6 protein-coding genes (1 of these 6 only partly in view) are annotated in these 20695 nt (G+C 61.9%); 4 read left to right on the top strand and 2 right to left on the bottom strand.

Annotation, left to right across the window (positions count from 1 at the left end; translation table 11 throughout):
- Nucleotides 1–149 precede the first annotated feature (149 nt).
- Nucleotides 150–1973 carry a glycoside hydrolase family 15 protein gene (locus tag AB7M29_RS25410; RefSeq protein WP_454248262.1) on the bottom strand — a complete coding sequence of 608 codons (1824 nt, stop codon included), beginning with the start codon at nt 1971–1973 and terminating at the stop codon, nt 150–152.
- 115 nt (nt 1974–2088) lie between these two features.
- Here AB7M29_RS25410 and AB7M29_RS25405 point away from each other — a divergent pair, with 115 nt between their 5' ends.
- Entirely contained in the window at nt 2089–2232 is a 144-nt protein-coding gene (locus AB7M29_RS25405) for a hypothetical protein (RefSeq protein WP_217857333.1), read from the top strand.
- A 181-nt stretch (nt 2233–2413) separates the two neighbouring features.
- On the opposite strand, the gene AB7M29_RS25400 is transcribed toward AB7M29_RS25405, so the two are convergent.
- Complete coding sequence (locus AB7M29_RS25400; RefSeq protein WP_217857307.1) at nt 2414–3547, bottom strand: cupin-like domain-containing protein; 1134 nt, start codon at nt 3545–3547, stop codon at nt 2414–2416.
- 144 nt (nt 3548–3691) lie between these two features.
- On the opposite strand from AB7M29_RS25400, the gene AB7M29_RS25395 reads away from it, so the two are divergent.
- From AB7M29_RS25395 to AB7M29_RS25385, 3 genes are all read left to right on the top strand, one after another.
- Complete coding sequence (locus AB7M29_RS25395; protein WP_454248759.1) at nt 3692–4429, top strand: thioesterase II family protein; 738 nt, start codon at nt 3692–3694, stop codon at nt 4427–4429.
- A gap of 243 nt (nt 4430–4672) precedes the next feature.
- Nucleotides 4673–17053 carry a non-ribosomal peptide synthase/polyketide synthase gene (locus tag AB7M29_RS25390; protein WP_454248261.1) on the top strand — a complete coding sequence of 4127 codons (12381 nt, stop codon included), beginning with the start codon at nt 4673–4675 and terminating at the stop codon, nt 17051–17053.
- A protein-coding gene (locus AB7M29_RS25385; RefSeq protein WP_454248260.1) for a non-ribosomal peptide synthase/polyketide synthase crosses the window boundary here: on the top strand, nt 17053–20695 show its start. 9899 nt of this gene lie beyond the right edge of the window; the window shows 3643 of its 13542 coding nt (coding positions 1–3643); the start codon lies at nt 17053–17055; the stop codon falls past the right edge of the window. Before AB7M29_RS25390 ends, AB7M29_RS25385 begins: the two co-directional genes overlap by 1 nt.

Here is a 20695-nt window from a genome sequence, read left to right as displayed (position 1 = left end):
CATCAATGTTGAATGTGAAATCGCCTTCGCGAGCAAGCCCGCTCCCACAGTTTTGTACGGTGTACATATCCCACAATTGGAACGGTGTGCATCTGTAGCAGCGAGCGGTATGGCGATCCGACTTGCCTCCGAAGAAGGCGACTCGGTCTTCAAGGCTGCCAAAAGTTTTTCTCCCCGCTCAACTTCCTGTTCAGGAAGCTCGCCGCGCTGATCAGCGCCAGGTGCGTCAGCGCTTGTGGTGTGTTGCCCAAGTGCCGGGCATGGCTGTCGAACTCTTCGGCGTACAGCCCCAGCGGGTTGGCATACTTCAGCAATTGCTCGAACTCCAGGTGCGCCTTTTCCACCTGGCCGGCCCGGGCCAGGCATTCGACGTACCAGAACGAGCATGCGGCAAAAGCGCCTTCGGTGCCGGGCAGGCCGTCGATCTGGCTGTCGTCGTTGCGGTAGCGGTAGACCATGCCCGCGCGCACCAGGTTTTTTTCGATGGCTTCGAGGGTCGAAATCCAGCGCGGATCCTTGGCGCTGACGAAGCGCACCAGCGGCATCAATAGCATCGAGCCGTCGAGGCCGGTGCCGCCGATGTGCTGGACGAAATGCCCGCGTTCTTCGTTCCAGAAATTGCTCCAGATGTCGGTGTAGATCGCTTGGCGGGTCTGGTCCCAGCGGGCGAAGGGGGCGGGCAGCGAGCGTTTGGAGGCCAGCCGGATGGCGCGGTCCACGGCCACCCAGCACATCAGTCGCGAGTGCAGGAAATGATACTGCTCGCCGCGCATTTCCCAGATGCCGACGTCTTTTTGCTGCCAGGTTTCGCAGACCTGATCGACCACTTCCACGGTGTGTTTCCAGCCTTCATGGGAAATCGCTTCACCGTGCTTGTTGACCAGGTACACCGCGTCCAACAGCTCGCCGAAGATGTCGAGCTGGATTTGATCGTAGGCCTGATTACCGATGCGTACCGGTGTTGCGCCGCCATGACCGGACAAGTGTGAAAGTTCAACTTCCGGCAGTTCCTGACGGCCATCGATGGCGTAGAGGATGTTGAGTTTCATCGGCTTGCCGCGGCAATCGCTGACCCTGCCGCGCAGCCAGCGCATGTAGGCGTTGGCCTCCTCGACGAAGCCCAGGCGCATGAAGGCATAGACGGTGAACGAGGCATCGCGGATCCAGGTGTAGCGGTAGTCCCAGTTGCGTTCGCCGCCGGGCGTTTCCGGCAGGCCGAAGGTGGCGGCGGCGAGGATGGCGCCGTGTTTGCGTGAGGTCAGCAGCTTCAGGGCCAGTGCCGAGCGATTGACCATTTCCCGCCAGCGACCGCGATAATTGGACTGGCCGATCCAGTCGCGCCAGAACTTCAGGGTGCGCTCCAGGCACAGCGCGGCGGCGCCTTCCTTGAAGCGCGCATCGTCAACGCCACCGAGCAGGAACTCGGCGCTCTGGTTCTGTTCGAGGATGAATTCGGCGACGGCCGCATGGCCCTCGATACGCAAGGATTGATCCGAACACAACTGTATGGCGGGCTGACCGGCGGCCTCGAAACATACACTCCGATCACGTGCGCGGGCCTTGGTCGGAGCCCGGGCATAGTCATGACGCACGGCGCAGCGCATGCGGATCGTCGCTTGTCCGCTGACCACCCGCACCCGGCGCATCAACATCGGCAAATCATCTTCGCTGTCGCCGATGGGCAGCAGGTCGGTGACTTCGACCACCGCGTGATCGCTGAGCCATCGGGTTTGCAGGACGTTGGTGTCGGGCAGGTAAATCTGCTCGCGACGGGCGTCGGGCAGGTCCGGGGCCAGTTGGAAAATACCGGCTTCGGGGCTGTCCAGCAGCGAGCAGAAGATCGACGGACTGTCGAATTCCGGCCAGCAGAAAAAGTCCACGCTGCCCTTGTCGTTCACCAACGCTGCGCTGCGCATATCGCCAATGATGCCGTGGGCGTCGATGGCGCTTTGTCGTTCGGAATGATCAACCATTGCCGCAGTGCTCCGGGGAACCGAGGGTCTAACTAGCTGACCGGTTTGAGCCGCAGAGAGTTCATTTGCCGGCAAACCGTCGTTCACACTCAACCAACAATTCGAGGCTTTCCCCGTGGCAGATGTTTGTGGCAAGTTGCAGGCCTTTGTTGAGGCCGGACCCCATCGCGGTCGGCCTGAGTTGCAAACCGCTTATGCGCTGGAATCGGTGCTGGACGAAGTCTGCTTTATTGTCGGGCCGCCGCTGTCGGTGGGGTAGCCCGGTGCAATGCAATGCAAAATGTGGGAGCGAGCCTGCTCGCGATAGCGGTCAGGCAGGCGGTATTGATGTTGAAGGTGATGGCCTCATCGCGAGCAGGCTCACTCCCACAGTGGGGTTATGTGTTGGGCTAAATAACCGGGACAATGCAAATTCAGGTGCAAGCAAGCCTGCTCCCGGGTTACCAGCCTCTTCCCGAATTCACCCAGAAATTCACCGACAACGACGTCGACACCGATTCCACCTGATGGAACCAGCCTTCGGGTAGAAACAGCAGGTCGCCGGCCTCCAGGGTCACCCGCAGAAACGTCACGTCCCGCGCTCCGGGGAAGCGCTGATAATCCGGCGCATCCGGGTTGAAATCACAACCGTCGAGCCCGCCTTGGGGGGCCGTCGACCAAGTGCCGAGGGCTTCGCGGTGATGAGGCGCGGCGAGGGTGAAGGTTTTCTGGCCCCAGACCTGAGCGAACAGGTTGTCGGTATCATCGCGATGCAGCGGTGTCAGCGTGCCTTTGGGGCCGATCCAGATGCGTGGCGGGATGAACAGCGCTTGATCGAAATAGGGCGGGTACTTGATCTGCTCCATCAATTGCGCGGGCAGGATATTGTTGCCCATGTACGCCGGTGGTTCGCCATCGGCGCTTTTGACCGCCGGGGTATCCAGCGAGGCGATGAACGCGGCCATGGAGGTGGAGCGGAAATCCCGTTCCGTGGAGAAGGTTTTCTTCACGTAATCGCCGTGTCGGGTGATGCCTTGCAGTTCGGCGAAGTGCACCAGCGATTCTTCGCGGCTGAGCTTGAACAGGGGCCAGTCTTGCAAGGCATCGCTGATCACCAGAGGAATGCCATGAGGCAAATAGCGAGTCTCGAATTCCAATACCGACAGCTCGCTGCGTGGCCGGCGCTCCACCGAATATTGGGTTGGCAGGCTCGCGGAAACCTTTTCGCTGAAACGCGGCGGGGTCGGGTAGCGCTTGTTCATGTCGACCTTTTCCACCACACCGCCCCCATGGCGAGCGTGATCGATGATCTGCGGCAGCATCGTCGCCAGGCCCATGTTGCCACCAATTTTCAAGCGGCCGCTGGCGAACAGCTCCTCGACGTTGGCCATGCCGCCCATGATCCCGAGAAAGTCCTTTTCCGCAACTTCGATGGTCACGTCGGGGCTGGCATGTCGGCCGGCTTCGGTGCGGCTGCTGGCCTTGACCTCGGACCAGTACGCCTGGTGCGGGCCGAACACGAATTGAAAAACCCCTTCGATGCCGACGGCACCGGCATTGGCGAACAGTTTGCCCAGGATGGTCTGCAGGTCCACGGCTTTTGCCCCTTGTTGGTTTTGGTCTGAGCTGGTTTTGGTCTTAACAGGGGACGATAACCTGCAGCGCAAATTTAACCGGCGCTGACTAATTTGCGTCGCTTGCGGACCGTCCCTCCTTACAGACGACTTTTTGAGGTGAACGTGGTGACCAAGCTGACCTTGCTGTGCCTGCCGTACTCTGGCGCCAGTGCCATGGTCTACAGCCGCTGGCGGCGCAAGTTGCCGCAATGGCTGCAGTTGCAGCCGGTAGAGCTGCCGGGGCGGGGCGCACGGTTCGGCGAACCGCTGCACACCGACATGCGCGCACTGGCGATGCAATTGGCCAGTGAGCTGCGTTTGACGCTCAAGGCGCCCTACGCCTTGTTTGGTCATAGCCTGGGCGCCTTGCTGGCATGCGAGATGGCCCACGCCTTTCGTGCGCTGGGCTGCCCGGAACCGGTGGCCCTGTTTGCCTCGGGAACGGCGGCACCCACGATGCGGGCCGACTACGACCGCGGCTTTGCCGAGCCGAAAACCGATGGGCAGTTGATCGAGCAGCTACGAACGCTCAATGGCACCAGCGAAGAGGTGCTGGCCAATGAAGAGCTGATGAGCCTGACGCTGCCGATTCTGCGCGCGGATTTTCTACTGTGCGGGCGTTTTCAGCCGGTGCAGCGGCCATTGCTCAAGTGCCCGGTGCACGTGCTGGGAGGCAAGTCCGACAAGGCCACCACCGAACAGTTGATCGGTTGGAGCAAGGAAACCCATGGCAGCTTTTCGGTGGACATGCTGGCCGGCGGGCACTTCTTCATTCATGAGCACGAAGCCAAGGTGCTACGGGTGATCAAGGATCAGTTGGAGGTTCATCATCGGCGGGGGGCCATGGTTGCCATGGCCTGACCTGCTTTCCTTGTGGGAGCGGGCTTGCTCGCGAAGGTGGTTTGTCAGTCGACATCAATGCTGAATGACAGTCCGCTTTCGCGAGCAAGCCCGCTCCCACAGTAGATTTGTATTTGCCTGTCTTTCCTCGCTTCACCCTCCTTCCTGATACTTATTCTCAAACGCTAATTTTTCCGGTCTGCATTCGTTTTATAGGGACGACGTGCCTTTGTGCTTCCTGCCTACTGATCCGGATGCTAAGAAATGAATGCTGAAGACTCCTTGAAACTTGCTCGCCGGTTTATCGGGTTGCCCCTGGAAAAGCGCCAGATGTTCCTTGCGGCCTTGCACAAGGAGGGCGTGGACTTCGCCCGTTTTCCGATTCCGCAAGGGGTCGAGGCCGAGGACCGGCAGGCGCTGTCCTACGCTCAGCAACGCATGTGGTTTCTCTGGCAACTGGACCCGCACAGTGGCGCCTATAACTTGCCGGGTGCGGTGCGCCTGACCGGGCGGTTGAATCTGCCGGCCCTGGAGCAAGCGTTCGCCAGCCTGGTGGCGCGCCATGAAACCCTGCGCACGGTGTTCCAGCGCCAGGCCGACGAGACTCTGCAACAAGCGCCGACCAGTGCGCCGCTGGTGATCGAACAGGTCGATTTCAGCGCATTGCCGCCCCTTGAGCGCGAGCAGGCTGTGGCCGAGGCTGCCCAGCAGCAATCGCTGCTGCCGTTCGACCTTGCCGTCGGGCCGCTGCTGCGGGTCAAGCTGCTCAAGCTCGCTGAGCAGGAGCACGTGCTGCTACTGACCTTGCACCACATCGTTTCTGATGGCTGGTCGATGAATGTGTTGATCGATGAGTTCATCCGCTGCTACGACGCCCACGATGCAGGCGCGCAACCGCAGCTCGCACCGCTGCCGATTCAGTACAGCGACTATGCCTTGTGGCAACGCCGCTGGCTGGAAGCCGGGGAACAGGCGCGGCAACTGGAATACTGGCAAGCCCAATTGGGCGACGAGCACCCGGTGCTGGAGTTGCCCACCGATCACCCGCGCCCGGCGATGCCCAGCTATCGCGGCACGCGTTATGAGTTCGGGATCGATGGCCAACTGGCCGAGCAACTGCGAGCCACCGCGCAGAAACACAACATCACCTTGTTCATGCTGTTGCTCGGTGCTTTCAACGCGCTGCTGCACCGTTACACCGGGCAGACCGATATCCGCGTCGGCGTGCCAATCGCCAACCGCAACCGCGGTGAAATCGAAGGCTTGATCGGTTTCTTCGTCAACACCCAAGTGCTGCGCACCCGGCTCGACGGCCAGACTCGCGTGGCCGATTTGCTCAGTGACATCAAGGAAACCGCCCTCGGCGCCCAGGCCCATCAGGACTTGCCGTTCGAGCGGCTGGTGGAAGCGTTGAAGCTGGAGCGCAGCCTCAGCCACACGCCGCTGTTCCAGGTGATGTACAACCATCAGCCGCAGGTGGCGGACATTTCCACGGTGACCACCGCGTCGGGCCTGGAACTGGGCGTGATCGAATGGGAAGGGCGCACCACCCAGTTCGACCTGACCCTGGACACCTATGAAAAGGCCGGCACACTGCACGCCGCGCTGACCTACGCCAATGACCTGTTCGACGCCGCGACCATTGCCCGCATGGCACGGCACTGGACCCATCTGCTGCACGGTATGGTCAGCGACAGCCAGCAGCGCATCAGCGATTTGCCGTTGCTTGAAGCCGCGGAGTATCAGCGCATCGTTCACGACTGGAACCGCGCTGACCAACTATTCGCAGATGACCTGTGCATCCATAAGCTGATCGCCAGGCAAGTCGCGGCCATGCCGGACGCGCTGGCGGTGACCTTCGCGGCAAAACAACTGACCTACGCCGAACTCGACGCTCAAGCCAACCGTCTGGCCCACAAGCTGATCGAGTCGGGCGTGGGCCCTGAAGTTCGGGTCGGCGTGGCGATGCAGCGTTCCGACAGTCTGCTGGTGGCGTTACTGGCGGTGCTCAAGGCCGGTGGCGCCTATGTGCCGCTGGATCCAGATTACCCGGCCGAACGAGTGGCCTACATGCTCGAAGACAGTCGCGCCTTGGTGCTGTTGACCGAGCAGGCGTTGGCCGCGACGTTGCCCGTGACTGCGCAAACCCAAGTGCTGCTGATGGACGCCGCAGAGCCGTGGCTGGCCGCTTACCCGAGCAGCGCGCCGGTGACTCGCGTCACGCCGGATAATCTGGCTTACGTGATCTACACCTCCGGCTCCACCGGCAAGCCCAAAGGCGTGGCCATCGCCCATCGCAACGTGCTGGCGCTGATCGACTGGTCGCAGTCGGTCTATAGCCGCGACGATATTCAGGGGGTACTGGCCTCGACGTCGGTGTGCTTCGACCTGTCGGTGTGGGAGCTGTTTGTCACCTTGGCCAATGGCGGCTCGGTGATCATCGCCCGCAATGCCCTGGAACTGCCGCAACTGCCGGCCCGGGATCAGGTGCGTCTGATCAACACCGTGCCCTCGGCGATCAATGCATTGCAGCGCGACGGACAGATTCCGCCGAGTGTGCGCATCATCAACCTCGCTGGTGAGCCGCTGAAGCAGAGCCTGGTGGATGCGTTGTATCAGCAGCCGACCCTCGAGCACGTCTACGACCTCTACGGTCCATCGGAAGACACCACCTATTCCACCTGGACTCGGCGCGAAGCCGGCGGCACTGCCAACATTGGTCGGCCACTCAAACACACCGCCAGTTATTTGCTGGACGCCGATCTGCAACCGGTGCCCCAAGGTGTATCGGCCGAGCTGTACCTGGCCGGCGCCGGCATCACCCGAGGTTACCTGGCGCGGCCGGGCATGACCGCCGAGAAGTACGTGCCGAACCCGTTCGCCAGCAACGGCGAGCGCCTGTATCGCACGGGCGATTTGACCCGTTATCAGGTCGACGGTGCATTGCAATACGTCGGTCGCATCGACCATCAGGTCAAGGTTCGGGGATTTCGTATCGAGCTCGGTGAGATCGAAGCGCGGCTGTTGCAGCAGGACGCGGTACGCGAACTGGCAGTGCTGGCTCAGGACGGCGCCAGCGGTCAGCAATTGGTCGCCTACATCGTGCCGACCGATGCAGGCGTGTTGACGGGCAATGCCGATGCTCAAGCGAGCCTGCGTGAAACCCTGAAAGCGGCGCTACGCCAACATTTGCCGGATTATATGGTGCCGGCTTATCTGCTGTTCCTCGAACAATTGCCGTTGACGCCCAACGGAAAACTCGACCGCAAAGCCTTGCCTGCGGTCGACGGCACTCAGCAGCAACGCGAACACGTGGCGCCACGCTCGGCGCTGGAAAAGTCCCTGGCAGCGATCTGGCAGGACGTTCTGGCCATCGACAACGTCGGCCTGGAAGACAACTTCTTCGAACTGGGCGGCGACTCCATTGTGTCGATGCAGGTGGTCAGCCGCGCGCGTCAGGCGGGCATCGTGTTGAGTCCCAAGGACCTGTTCCAGCACCAGACCATTCGCAGCCTGGCGCAAGTGGTCCGCAGCGGTGAACAGAACCTGATCGATCAAGGTCCGGCCGTTGGCGCGGTGGCCCTGACGCCGGTGCAGCACTGGTTCTTCGAACAAGCCATTGCGCAGCGTCAACACTGGAACCAGTCGCTGCTGCTGGTCCCACGCGAAACGCTGGATGCCGGGGCGCTGGATCAAGCGTTGGCGCAGTTGCTCAAGCATCACGATGGTTTGCGTCTGCGATATGAAATGACTGATGCCGGTTGGCAGCAAGCCTATGGCGCGGTGTCCAGCGAGTCGGTGTTGTGGCAACGCTCGGCGCAATCGGCCGAAGAACTGAATGCCTTGTGCGACGAAGCCCAGCGCAGTCTTGATCTGAGTCACGGCCCATTGCTGCGAGCGCTGTTGGTGGACATGGCCGACGGCACGCAACGGCTGCTGTTGGCTATTCATCACCTGGTGGTGGACGGTGTTTCGTGGCGGGTGTTGCTGGAGGATCTTCAGCAGTTCTACAGTCAGGTACGCGACGGCTCGACGCTGACCGCCGCGGCGAAAACCAGTTCCTGCCAACGCTGGGTGGCGCGTCTGCAAAGCCACCTGCCGACATTCCAGAACAGTATCGATTATTGGCAGGCCGAACTGCGCGATGCAGCGCAAAACGACTTGCCGTGCGACCGCCCTGACGGCGCACTGCAAAACCGTTTCGAGCAGAAAGTCGAACTGACCTTCGACGCCGAGCAAACCCGCAAACTGTTGCAGCAGGCGCCAGCCGCCTACCGCACTCAGGTCAATGATCTGCTGCTGACCGCGCTGGCGCGGGCCGTGTGCCGCTGGACCGGGCAGGGCCGCACGCTGATCCAGCTCGAGGGGCATGGCCGCGAAGACCTGTTCGACGACATCGATTTGACCCGCACCGTCGGCTGGTTCACCAGCCTGTTCCCGGTCAACCTGAGCCCGGCCGGTGATCTCGGCGCATCGATCAAAACGGTCAAGGAGCAACTGCGCGCGGTACCGGACAAAGGTCTGGGATACGGTGTGCTGCGTTACCTGGCGGACCCGCAAACGAGCACCGCACTGGCAGCCCTGCCGCAGCCGCGCATCACCTTCAACTACCTGGGGCAGTTCGACCGCCAGTTTGACGAGGCGGCGTTGTTTGTGCCGTCCAGCGAAGGCAGTGGCGCGGCCCAGGATCCGTCGGCGCCGTTGGCCAACTGGCTAACAGTCGAAGGTCAGGTGTACGGCGGTGAGCTTTCGATGAGCTGGGGCTTCAGCCGTGAGATGTTCGACACGGCGACCATCCAGCAGCTGGTTGATCAATACGCTGTCGAACTCAATGCGTTGATCGAACATTGCTGCACCCTCGAAACCCCACAGGCTACGCCGTCGGACTTCCCGCTGGCGCGCATCACCCAGGCACAACTCGATGCACTACCGGTGGCCGCCGGGCAACTCGACGACCTCTACCCGCTATCGCCGATGCAGCAGGGGCTGTTGTTCCACACCCTTTACGAGCAGGCGGCGGGCGAGTACATCAATCAGCTGCGGGTGGATGTGCAAGGCATCGACCCCGAGCGTTTCCTCGGGGCCTGGCAGGCCACTGTCGATGCTCAAGACATCCTGCGCACAGGTTTTGTCTGGCAGGGTGAACTGGAGCAACCGGTCCAGATCGTCCACAAACAGGTTCAGTTGCCGTTCACCGTGCTGGACTGGCGTGAGCGTGGCGATCAGGTTCAGGCCTTGCGTGAACGGGCCGATGCCGAACGCCAACAAGGGTTCGACCTGAGCCAGGCGCCGTTGCTGCGACTGGTACTGGTGCAAACCGCCGTCGATAGTTGGCACCTGATTTATACCCATCACCACATCCTGATGGACGGCTGGAGCAATTCGCAGTTGCTCGGCGAAGTCTTGCAGCGTTACAGCGGTCGCGCGCCGGTGTCCTCCGTCGGGCGCTATCGCGATTACATCGGTTGGTTGCAACGTCAGGACGCGCAATCGAGCCAGGATTTCTGGAGCGAGCCGTTGGCTTCTTTGCAAGAGCCAACCCGACTGGCCCTGGTGGTGTCTGGCAACGAAACCCTTAGCGGGCACGGCGATCACTTCCAGACCCTGGAAGTCAGTCGCACCCAAGATTTTGAAGCCTTTGCCCGACAACAGAAAGTCACCCTCAACACCCTGGTGCAGGCCGCGTGGCTGTTGTTGCTGCAACGCTACACCGGTCACGAAACCGTGGCCTTCGGTGCCACGGTGGCTGGGCGCCCGGCAGACTTGCCCGGCATCGAGCAAGCTGTCGGCTTGTTCATCAATACCTTGCCGGTGATCGGCGCGCCGCGTCCGGATCAGAGCGTTGGTAACTGGTTGCAAGCCGTACAGGCGCAAAACCTCAACTTGCGCGAGTTTGAGCACACACCGCTGGCGGACATTCAACGCTGGGCCGGGCAGGGTGGCGAAGCGCTGTTCGACAACATTCTGGTGTTCGAGAACTACCCGATTGCCCAGGCGCTGCAACAGGGTGCAGAACAAGGCGTGGTGTTCGGCGAAGTCGCCAACCTTGAGCAAACCCATTATCCGTTGAGCGTCGCCGTGACGCTGGGCCAGACACTGGCGCTGCATTACAGCTTCGACCGGGCGCATTTCTCCACGTCGGCGATCGAGCGCATCAGTGCGCAGCTGCTGCAACTGCTGGAACAGTTTGCCGAGTCGGCCGAACGCAACCTCGGCGAAATCGCCTTGGCCAGCGCCGCCGAACTTGCGCAGCAAACGGCCAGTAACCGGCCGCAAGCGTATCCGGTGAATGTCGCCGTTCACCAACGCATCGCCGAACTCGCCGCCCAGCGCCCGGAGTGCACGGCGGTGATCTTCGCCGGTCAGCGTTTCAGTTATGGCGATATCGACCGGCGCGCCAATCAGTTGGCCCACGCCCTGATTGCGCGGGGTGTCGGCCCGGAAAGCCGGGTTGGCGTGGCCTTGCCGCGTAGCGAAGGGGTGATCGTCGCGTTGCTGGCGGTACTCAAGGCCGGCGGTGCCTACGTGCCGCTGGACACCAGCTACCCCCGTGAACGCCTGGCCTATCTGATTGAGGATTCGGGGCTGGCGTTGCTGCTGACCGATTCTGCTGTTTCTGCGCAGTTGCCGGTGGAAGATTCGGTCCCGGTGCTGGAGCTCGACCGCCTCGATCTGCGCAGCCAATCTCTCACTGCGCCCAAGGTGCAGCTCGATCCGCAGAACCTCGCTTACGTCATCTACACCTCCGGCTCCACCGGTAATCCCAAAGGCGTGAGCGTTGCCCATGGCCCGCTGGCGATGCACTGCCAGGCCATCGGCGAGCGTTATGAAATGCGTGACAGCGACTGCGAATTCCACTTCATGTCCTTCGCATTTGACGGCGCCCACGAGCGTTGGCTGACCAGCCTGACCCACGGCGCCTCGCTGCTGATTCGCGACGACAGCCTCTGGACCCCGGAGCAGACTTACAACGCCATGCGCGAACACGGCGTGACGGTGGTGGCGTTCCCGCCGGTCTACCTGCAACAACTGGCCGAGCATGCCGAACGTGAAGGCAACCCGCCGAAGGTGCGGATCTACTGCTTCGGCGGCGATGCCGTGCCCAACGCCAGTTTCGAGCGGGTCAAGCGCGCGCTCGATCCGGACTACATCATCAACGGCTACGGCCCGACCGAAACCGTGGTCACGCCGCTGATCTGGAAGGCCGGGCGCGACGTGCAGTGTGGTGCGGCCTATGCGCCGATCGGCAGTCGTATCGGTGACCGCAGCGCTTACGTGCTGGACGCTGACCTGAACCTGCTGCCCCAAGGTATGGCCGGTGAATTGTACTTGGGCGGCACGGGCCTTGCCCGGGGTTACCTGAACCGTCCGGGGCTGACGGCGGAACGGTTTGTCGCCGATCCGTTCAGCGTTGTCGGTGGCCTGCTGTACCGCACCGGTGACCTGGTGCGTCAGCGTGCCGACGGCACTTTCGATTATCTGGATCGCATCGACAATCAGGTGAAAATTCGCGGTTTCCGTATCGAGCTGGGAGAAATCGAAGCGCGCCTGCAAACCCTCGAAGGTGTGCGCGAAGCCGTGGTGGTTGCCCAGGAAGGCACCGCCGGCAGCGGCAAGCGCCTGGTGGCTTATGTGGTGGCCGACGCGCTCAATGCCGATCGCGCCGATTTCGCCGAAAGCCTGCGCGAACAACTTAAAGCCGTGCTGCCGGCGCACATGGTGCCGGCTTATTTGCTGCTGCTTGAGCGCCTGCCTCTGACCCCCAACGGCAAACTCGACCGCAAGAACCTGCCCAAACCGGACGTCAGTCAATTGCAGCAAGCCTATGTCGCGCCGCAAAGCGCTCTGGAGCAGCAACTGGCGACGATCTGGCAGGACGTGCTGAAGCTCGATCAGGTCGGTTTGAGCGACAACTTCTTTGAGTTGGGCGGCGATTCGATCATCTCGATTCAAGTGGTCAGCCGCGCCCGACAGGCCGGTATCCGCTTCACGCCAAAAGACCTGTTCCAGCACCAGACCATTCAGGCACTGGCCACGGTGGCGCGGCTTGGCGAACAGGCTCAGGTCATCGATCAAGGGCCGGTGACTGGCGAACTGGCGTTGTTGCCAGTGCAACAGGTGTTCTTCGGACAGGCCATCCCCGAGCGCCAGCACTGGAACCAGACGGTGATGCTCAAGCCGACGCAAACCTTGAATGCCAACGTGCTGGAGCTGGCTTTGGGCGCACTGGTTGCGCACCACGATGGCTTGCGCTTGAGCTTCGCCGAACAGGCCGAGGGTTGGCAGGCGCAGTACCGTGCGCTGGACAGCCAGACCGATGCGATGGTCTGGGCGGTCGATGTCGCCGACGCCACGGCACTGGAAGCGGTAGCCAACGAAGCGCAACGCAGCCTGAACCTGCAAGACGGGCCACTGATGCGTGCGGTGCTGGCGAACCTCGATGACGGCAGTCAGCGACTGTTGCTGGCGATCCACCATTTGGTGGTGGACGGCGTGTCGTGGCGCATTCTGTTCGACGATCTGCAAACCGCCTACCGTCAACTGTTGACCGGCGAAACCCTGCAATTGCCAGCCAAAACCAGTGCCGCCAAGGTCTGGGCCGAGCACCTGCAAACCTACGCTCACAGCGCTGAACTGCGCACCGAACTGGCCTGGTGGCAACAGCAGTTGCAAGGCGTCGAAGTGGCTTTGCCGGCGGATAATCCCCAGGGCGGGCAACAGAACCGACACGCACTGACGGTGCGTACGCAACTGAACAAGGAACTGACCCGCCAATTGCTGCAAGACGCCCCGCCGGCCTATCGCACCCAAGTCAACGATTTGCTGCTGACCGCACTGGCCCGCGTCATGGTGCGCTGGACCGGCGCCGACAGCACATTGATCCAGCTTGAAGGTCATGGCCGTGAAGAGCTGTTCGACGGCATTGACCTGACCCGCACGGTCGGCTGGTTCACCAGCCTGTACCCGGCGAAACTGACGCCGGTCGCAGACCTTGGCGGCTCGCTGAAACAGATCAAGGAACAGCTGCGCGCGATCCCGAACAAGGGCATCGGTTTTGGTGCGCTGGCCCATCTGGGTGACGAGGCTGCACGTAAAACCCTCAGCCAATTGCCGGTGCCGTGTCTGACCTTCAACTACCTTGGCCAGTTCGACGGCAGCTTCACCGAAGCTGACGGCGCGTTGTTCGTGCCGTCCAGCGAAGCGGCTGGCGATGAGCTGGATGCCAACGCGCCATTGGCTAACCAACTGGCCCTCAATGGTCAGGTGTATGGCGGCGAACTGAACCTGGGCTGGACCTTCAGCCGTGAAATGTTCAATGAGGCGACCATCCAGGGTCTGGCCGACGATTACGCACTGGAACTGCAAGCACTGATCGCCCATTGCTGCCAGACCGGAAATCACGGCATCACCCCGTCGGACTTCCCGCTGGCGCGCTTGAGCCAGGCACAACTGGACGGCTTGCCGCTGGCGCCGCAGTCGATCGAAGACCTGTACCCGCTGTCGCCGATGCAACAGGGCATGTTGTTCCATGCCGTGTACGAAGAAACCACGGGCGATTACATCAACCAGTTACGCCTGGACGTCGAAGGGCTCGACCCCGAGCGTTTCCATCAGGCCTGGCAAGCGGTCGTGGATGCCCACGACATTCTGCGTACACGGTTTGTCTGGCAGGGCGAACTGGAAAACCCGGTGCAAGTGGTTAGCAAACACGCGCAAATGCCTTACAGCCTGCATGATTTGCGCGTGCATCCGCAGCGCGATCAGAACTTGCAGACGCTCGCCGACACTGAGCGCCAACACCTGAACTTGAGCGAGTCGACCTTGTTGCGTTTGGTGATCGCGCGCATCGACGACAACCGTCATCACCTGATCTACACCAACCATCACATCCTGATGGATGGCTGGAGCAACTCGCAGTTGCTCGGTGAAGTGCTGCAGCGTTACAGCGGTCAGTTCAACGCCACTCACAGCGGGCGTTATCGCGATTACATCGCTTGGCTGCAACGTCAGGACACGGCAGCCAGCGAAGCGTTCTGGACCCCGGCGCTGCACGCGCTGGACGAGCCGACGCGTTTGGCCCAGACCGTCGCGAAGCCTCAAACGTCTATCGACACCCAAGGTTATGGCGATCATTTCCAGGTACTGGATGCCGATCAAACCCGGCGTCTGGGCGAGTTTGCCCGGGCCTCGAAAGTCACTGTCAACACGCTGGTGCAGGCAGCCTGGTTGCTGTTGCTGCAACGCTACACGGGTAAAAACACCGTGGCCTTCGGCTCGACGGTTGCCGGTCGTCCGGCCGACCTACCGGGTGTCGAGCAACAGATCGGTCTGTTCATCAATACCTTGCCGGTGATCGCAAGCCCTCGGGCCGAGCAATCGCTCAACAGCTGGTTGCAAGCGGTGCAGGCGCAAAACCTGGCATTGCGCGAGTTCGAACACACCGCGCTGTTCGATATTCAACGCTGGGCCGGGCAGGGCGGTGAAGCGCTGTTCGACAACATCTTGGTGTTCGAGAACTACCCGATTTCCCAAGCCCTGGAGCAGGGCGCGCCGCAAGGACTGCGCTTTGGTCCGGTGGCAAGTCTGGAGCAGACCAACTATCCGTTGACCCTGCTGGTGAGCCTCGACACTCAATTGTCGGTGCACATGAGCTATCAGCGCGCCAGTTTTGCATCGGCGACGGTTGCGCAATTGGCGGCTCATTTGCAGCACCTGTTGAGCCAGATGATCGACGCCGGTGAACGCTGCCTCGGCGAGTTGGTGCTGTTGGATGAGACCGAACAGCAACAGGTCTTGCTGGACTGGAACCGCGCTGACGAAGGTTTTGCCCAAGACCTGTGCATTCATCAGTTGATCGACCGCCAAGTCGCCGCCCAACCGGACGCGCTGGCGGTCACCTTCGCCAGCCAACAGCTGACTTACGCCGAACTCGATGGCCGCGCCAACCGTCTCGCCCACAAGCTGATCGAGTTGGGCGTGGGCCCGGAAGTGCGGGTCGGCGTGGCGATGCAGCGCTCGGACAGCCTGCTGGTCGCGCTCCTCGCGGTGCTCAAGGCCGGCGGTGCCTACGTGCCGTTGGACCCGGATTACCCGGCCGATCGCGTGGCCTACATGCTTGAAGACAGCCATGCGCGGGTGTTGCTGACCGAGCAGGCTGTTGCTGCAACGTTGAACGTCACTGCCGAAACCCAAGTGCTGCTGATGGACCTGATCGAGCCGCAGCTGGCGGATTATCCGCGCAGCGCCCCGGTCACTCGCGTCACGCCGGATAACCTGGCTTATGTGATCTACACCTCCGGCTCCACCGGCAAACCCAAAGGCGTAGCCATCGCCCATCGCAATGTGCTGGCGCTGATTGACTGGTCGCAATCGGTATACAGCCGAGCCGACATTCAAGGTGTGCTGGCCTCGACCTCGGTGTGCTTCGACCTGTCGGTCTGGGAGTTGTTTGTCACCTTGGCCAACGGCGGTTCGTTGATCATCGCCCGCAACGCCATGGAGTTGCCGCAACTGCCAGCCCGGGATCAGGTGCGCCTGATCAACAGCGTGCCATCGGCGATCAATGCGTTGCAGAGCGCCGGGCAGATTCCGCCGGGTGTGCGCATCATCAACCTCGCTGGTGAGCCGCTGAAGCAGTCGCTGGTCGACGCGCTTTATGGGCAACCGACCGTGGAGCATGTCTACGATCTTTACGGCCCGTCGGAAGACACCACCTATTCCACCTGGACCCGCCGCGAGGCGGGTGGCACGGCGAACATTGGCCGGCCGCTCAAACACACCGCCAGTTACTTGCTGGATGCCGATTTGCAACCGGTGCCTTTGGGCGTGTCCTCCGAGCTGTACCTGGCCGGTGCCGGCATCACCCGGGGTTACCTGGGCCGGCCGGGCATGACGGCCGAGAAGTACGTGCCGAACCCGTTCGCCAGCAATGGCGAGCGCCTGTACCGCACCGGCGATTTGACCCGCTATCAGGCCGATGGCGTGCTCGAGTACCGAGGGCGGATCGACCATCAAGTGAAGATCCGCGGTTTCCGCATCGAACTGGGTGAAATCGAAGCGCGTCTGCTGGAGCAGCCAGCGGTCCGCGAAGTGGCGGTGCTGGCGCAGGAAGCCCTGGGCAATCAGCAACTGGTGGCCTACGTGGTCGCGCCGCAACTGGACCTCACTGCCGCCGACGATCAGCAGTCTTTGCGTGATGAACTCAAGGCACGGCTCAGGGAATCCCTGCCGGAGTTCATGGTTCCGGCGCACTTGTTGTTCCTCGCCAGCCTGCCACTGACGCCTAACGGCAAACTCGACCGCAAGGCGTTGCCGACGGTGGAGACCAGTCATTTGCAGGTGCGTTATATCGCCCCGCAGAGCGAGCGCGAGCAGCAGGTCGCGGCGATCTGGCAGCACGTACTGCAAATCGAGCGGGTCGGCTTGCTGGATAACTTTTTCGAACTGGGCGGCCACTCGTTGTTGGCCGTCAATGTGGTTTCACGCCTGCAACTGGAACTGGGCCTGAAACTGACCCCACAACTGATTTTTCAACACCCCGTACTCACGGATTTCGTCAGCAGTCTGGCAACCGCAGGTGAGCAGGTCGATACGTTAAAACTGAGCAAGCTGGACGCCCTGCTTGACGAAATGGAGGAAGCTTGATGGATACCAATGTCGCTTTGAAGATCGCCCGGCGCTTCATTACTTTGCCGCTCGACAAGCGCAGGGTCTATCTGCAGAAGATGCTCGAGGAGGGTGTTTCGCCAGCGAACTTGCCGATTCCCGAAACGCAGTCGCAGTTCGATCCGGTGCCGCTGTCCTTTGCTCAGGAACGCCAGTGGTTTCTCTGGCAGATGGACCCTGGCAGCGCCGCCTACAACATCCCCAGCGCCATGCAGTTGCAGGGCGAGCTCGACGTATCGGCGCTCGAACGCGGCTTCAATACCCTGATTGCCCGTCATCAAAGCCTGCGCACCACATTCCAGCAGCAGGATGAGCGGGCGGTGCAGGTGATTCATCCGCAGATGAACCTGACCGTCGCCATACACGAACTGGATGAAACCCCCGGTGCCCTGTCGCCAGAGGCGCAGATTCAGGCATTCGTGGCTGAACAGGCCGGGCAGCCTTTCGATCTGGTCAACGGGCCGTTGTTGCGTGTCAGCCTGTTGCGCCTTGGCGCACAGGAGCACGTGCTGACCCTGACCCAGCACCACATCGCCTCGGATGGCACATCGATGCGGGTCATGGTCGACGAGTTGCTGCAACTGTATGGCGCCTACCGTCAGGGCCACGAACTCGTTTTGCCGGAGTTGTCGATCCAGTACGCCGACTATGGCATCTGGCAGCGGCACTGGATGGAAGCCGGGGAGCGCGAGCGGCAACTGGACTACTGGCAGGCGCACTTGGGTAGCGAGCATCCGGTGCTGGAATTGCCCACCGATTACCCGCGTCCGGCGGTCCAGAGCCTGCGGGGCGCCCGTCATGAACTCGCGTTGCCGACGGCACTGGGCGAGCGCTTGAGAGCCTTGGCCAAAAGCGAAAACGTCACGCTGTTCATGCTGTTGCTGGCGTCCTTCCAGACCTTGTTGCATCGCTACAGTGGCCAGGCCGACATTCGCGTCGGTGTGCCGACCGCTAACCGCAACCGGGTCGAGACTGAGCGGCTGATCGGCTTCTTCGTCAACACCCAGGTGCTCAAGACCGAATTCGATGCACAGGCCACGTTCAGCGCGTTACTGGCCCAGGTCAAGAACACCGCGATGGCCGCCCAGGCGCATCAGGACCTGCCTTTCGAACAGCTGGTCGAGGCCTTGCAGCCGGAACGCAGCCTGAGTTACAGCCCGCTTTTCCAGGTCATGTACAACCACCAGAGCACCGGCGCCACCCAAAGCCGGCAGGGCGCAGGCGAGTCAGCGTTGACGATCCGCCACTTGCATCAGCCATCGCGCACCGCGCAATTCGACCTGACCCTGGAAACATTCGACGGCCCCGAGGGCCTCGGCGCACAGCTGACCTATGCCACCGACTTGTTTGACGGCGCGACCATAGAGCGTCTGGCACGGCATTGGCAAAACCTGCTGGGCAGCATCGTTGCCGATCCGCAGCAGCGGGTGGGCGAACTGGACCTGCTCGACGAAGCCGAACAACAGCAGGTGCTGGTGGACTGGAATCGCAGCGCCGCCGAGTACCCGACCGACCGCTGCATCCATCAACTGATCGAAGCCCAGGCCCTGCGCACGCCGCAGGCCACCGCGCTGGTGTTCGCCGGGCAATCGTTGAGTTATGCACAACTCAATCGCCAGGCTAACCAGTTGGCGCATCGGCTGATCGAACTGGGTGTCGGCCCGGATCAATTGGTCGGTATCGCCATCGACCGCAGCCTGGAAATGCTCGTTGGTCTGTTGGCGATTCTAAAGGCGGGCGGTGCCTACGTGCCGCTGGACCCGCAGTACCCCGAAGACCGTCTGGCGCACATGATTGAAGACAGCGGTCTGCAATTGCTGCTGACCCAGGCGCATTTGATCGGGCAACTGCCGATTCCGGCTGACGTGCAGACCCTGTTGCTCGACCCGCAAGGCGAGCACGCTCGCAGTTACAGCGAAGCCGATCCGCAGGTAGTGATCAGCGGTGAACACCTGGCGTATGCGATTTACACCTCCGGTTCCACCGGCAAGCCCAAAGGGGTGATGGTGCGCCATCAGGCGCTGGTGAACTTTGTGGTGAGCATGGTCAAGGAGCCGGGAATTGATGCCCAAGACCGCATGCTGTCGCTGACCACGTTCTCGTTCGATATTTTCGGCCTGGAAATCTACGGTCCACTGCTCAGTGGCGCCCGTGTGGTGCTGGTGGACAAGCAGACCGCCCAGGACCCACAAGCGTTGCTGGAAATGATCCGGCAACAGGCGGTCACGGTGGTGCAGGCCACGCCGTCGACCTGGCGCATGTTGCTCGACCACGAACAGGCTCCCATCCTCCAGGGCTGCAAATTCCTCTGCGGCGGCGAAGCGCTGGCCGATGACCTGGCCCAGCGCATGCTTGGCCTGGCAGGGCAGGTCTGGAACCTTTATGGCCCGACCGAAACCACCATCTGGTCGGCGGCCTGGCAGCTGACCCGCGAGCAGCGCCAGCCGTACCTTGGCAAACCGATTGCCAATACCACGCTGTACATTTTGGGCGATGATTTGGCGCCGAACCCGGCGGGCTCCATTGGTGAACTGCTGATCGGTGGCGACGGCCTGGCCCGTGGGTATCACGACCGTGCGGCGATGACTGCCGAGCGCTTCCTGCCTGACCCATTCGGCAATGGTGCGCGGCTCTACCGCACGGGCGACCTGGCGCGCCATCGTCACGACGGCGTGCTCGAGTACATGGGGCGCATCGACCATCAAGTGAAGATCCGCGGTTTCCGCATCGAGTTGGGTGAAATCGAAGCGCGTTTGCTGGAGCAGCCAGCAGTTCGCGAAGTGGCGGTGCTGGCGCAGGAAGCCCTGGGCAGCCAGCAACTGGTGGCCTATGTGGTCGCGCCGCAACTGGACCTCAATGCCGCCGACGATCAACTGCGTATGCGTGATGAACTCAAGGCGCGGCTCAAGGAATGCCTGCCGGAATTCATGGTCCCGGCGCATGTGCTGTTCCTCGCCAGCCTGCCGCTGACCCCCAACGGCAAGCTCAATCGCAAGGCGTTACCGGCGGTGGATGCCAGCCAGTTGCAGACGCGTTACGTCGCCCCGCAGAGCGAACGGCAACAGCAAGTCGCCGCGATCTGGCAGGACGTGCTGAAGCTGGATCGCGTAGGCCTGACCGACAACTTCTTCGAGCTGGGTGGGCACTCCCTGTTGGTGACCCAAGTGGTGTCGCGGGTACGTCGGATGCTGGAGATCCAGGTGCCGTTGCGCAGCCTGTTCGAGCACAGCACCTTGCAGGATTTCGTCCAGGCACTGGGCGCCGAACCCGGCGAGCAGTCACCGGCGATGACCCGGGTCGACCGTGATCAACCGCTGGCGCTGTCCTTTGCCCAGGAGCGTCAATGGTTCCTGTGGAAAATGGACCCCGACAGCGCCGCCTACAACATTCCGACCGCACTGCGGATGCGCGGCGAGTTGGACAAAAGCGCATTGCAGCAAAGCTTCCAGGCGCTGGTGGAGCGCCACGAGAGCCTGCGTACGGCGTTCGTCGAAGAAGATGGCCGCACCTGGCAGGTGATCCGCCCGCAAGGTCGCGTGAGCTTTGTCGAACAGCGGCTGGCCGTCAGCGATGAGGCGAGCATCAAGGCCTTCGTCGAACAGGAGACGCAACGTCCGTTCG

The organism is Pseudomonas sp. F-14 TE3623, assembly GCF_053629015.1.
This window is presented reverse-complemented; position numbering and strand designations above follow the sequence as displayed.

Excerpts from the sequence above, each read along its gene's own strand:
- AB7M29_RS25410 (WP_454248262.1), bottom strand. The coding sequence starts at position 1,973 with ATGGTTGATCATTCCGAACGACAAAGCGCCATCGACGCCCACGGCATC.
- AB7M29_RS25390 (WP_454248261.1), top strand. The coding sequence starts at position 4,673 with ATGAATGCTGAAGACTCCTTGAAACTTGCTCGCCGGTTTATCGGGTTG.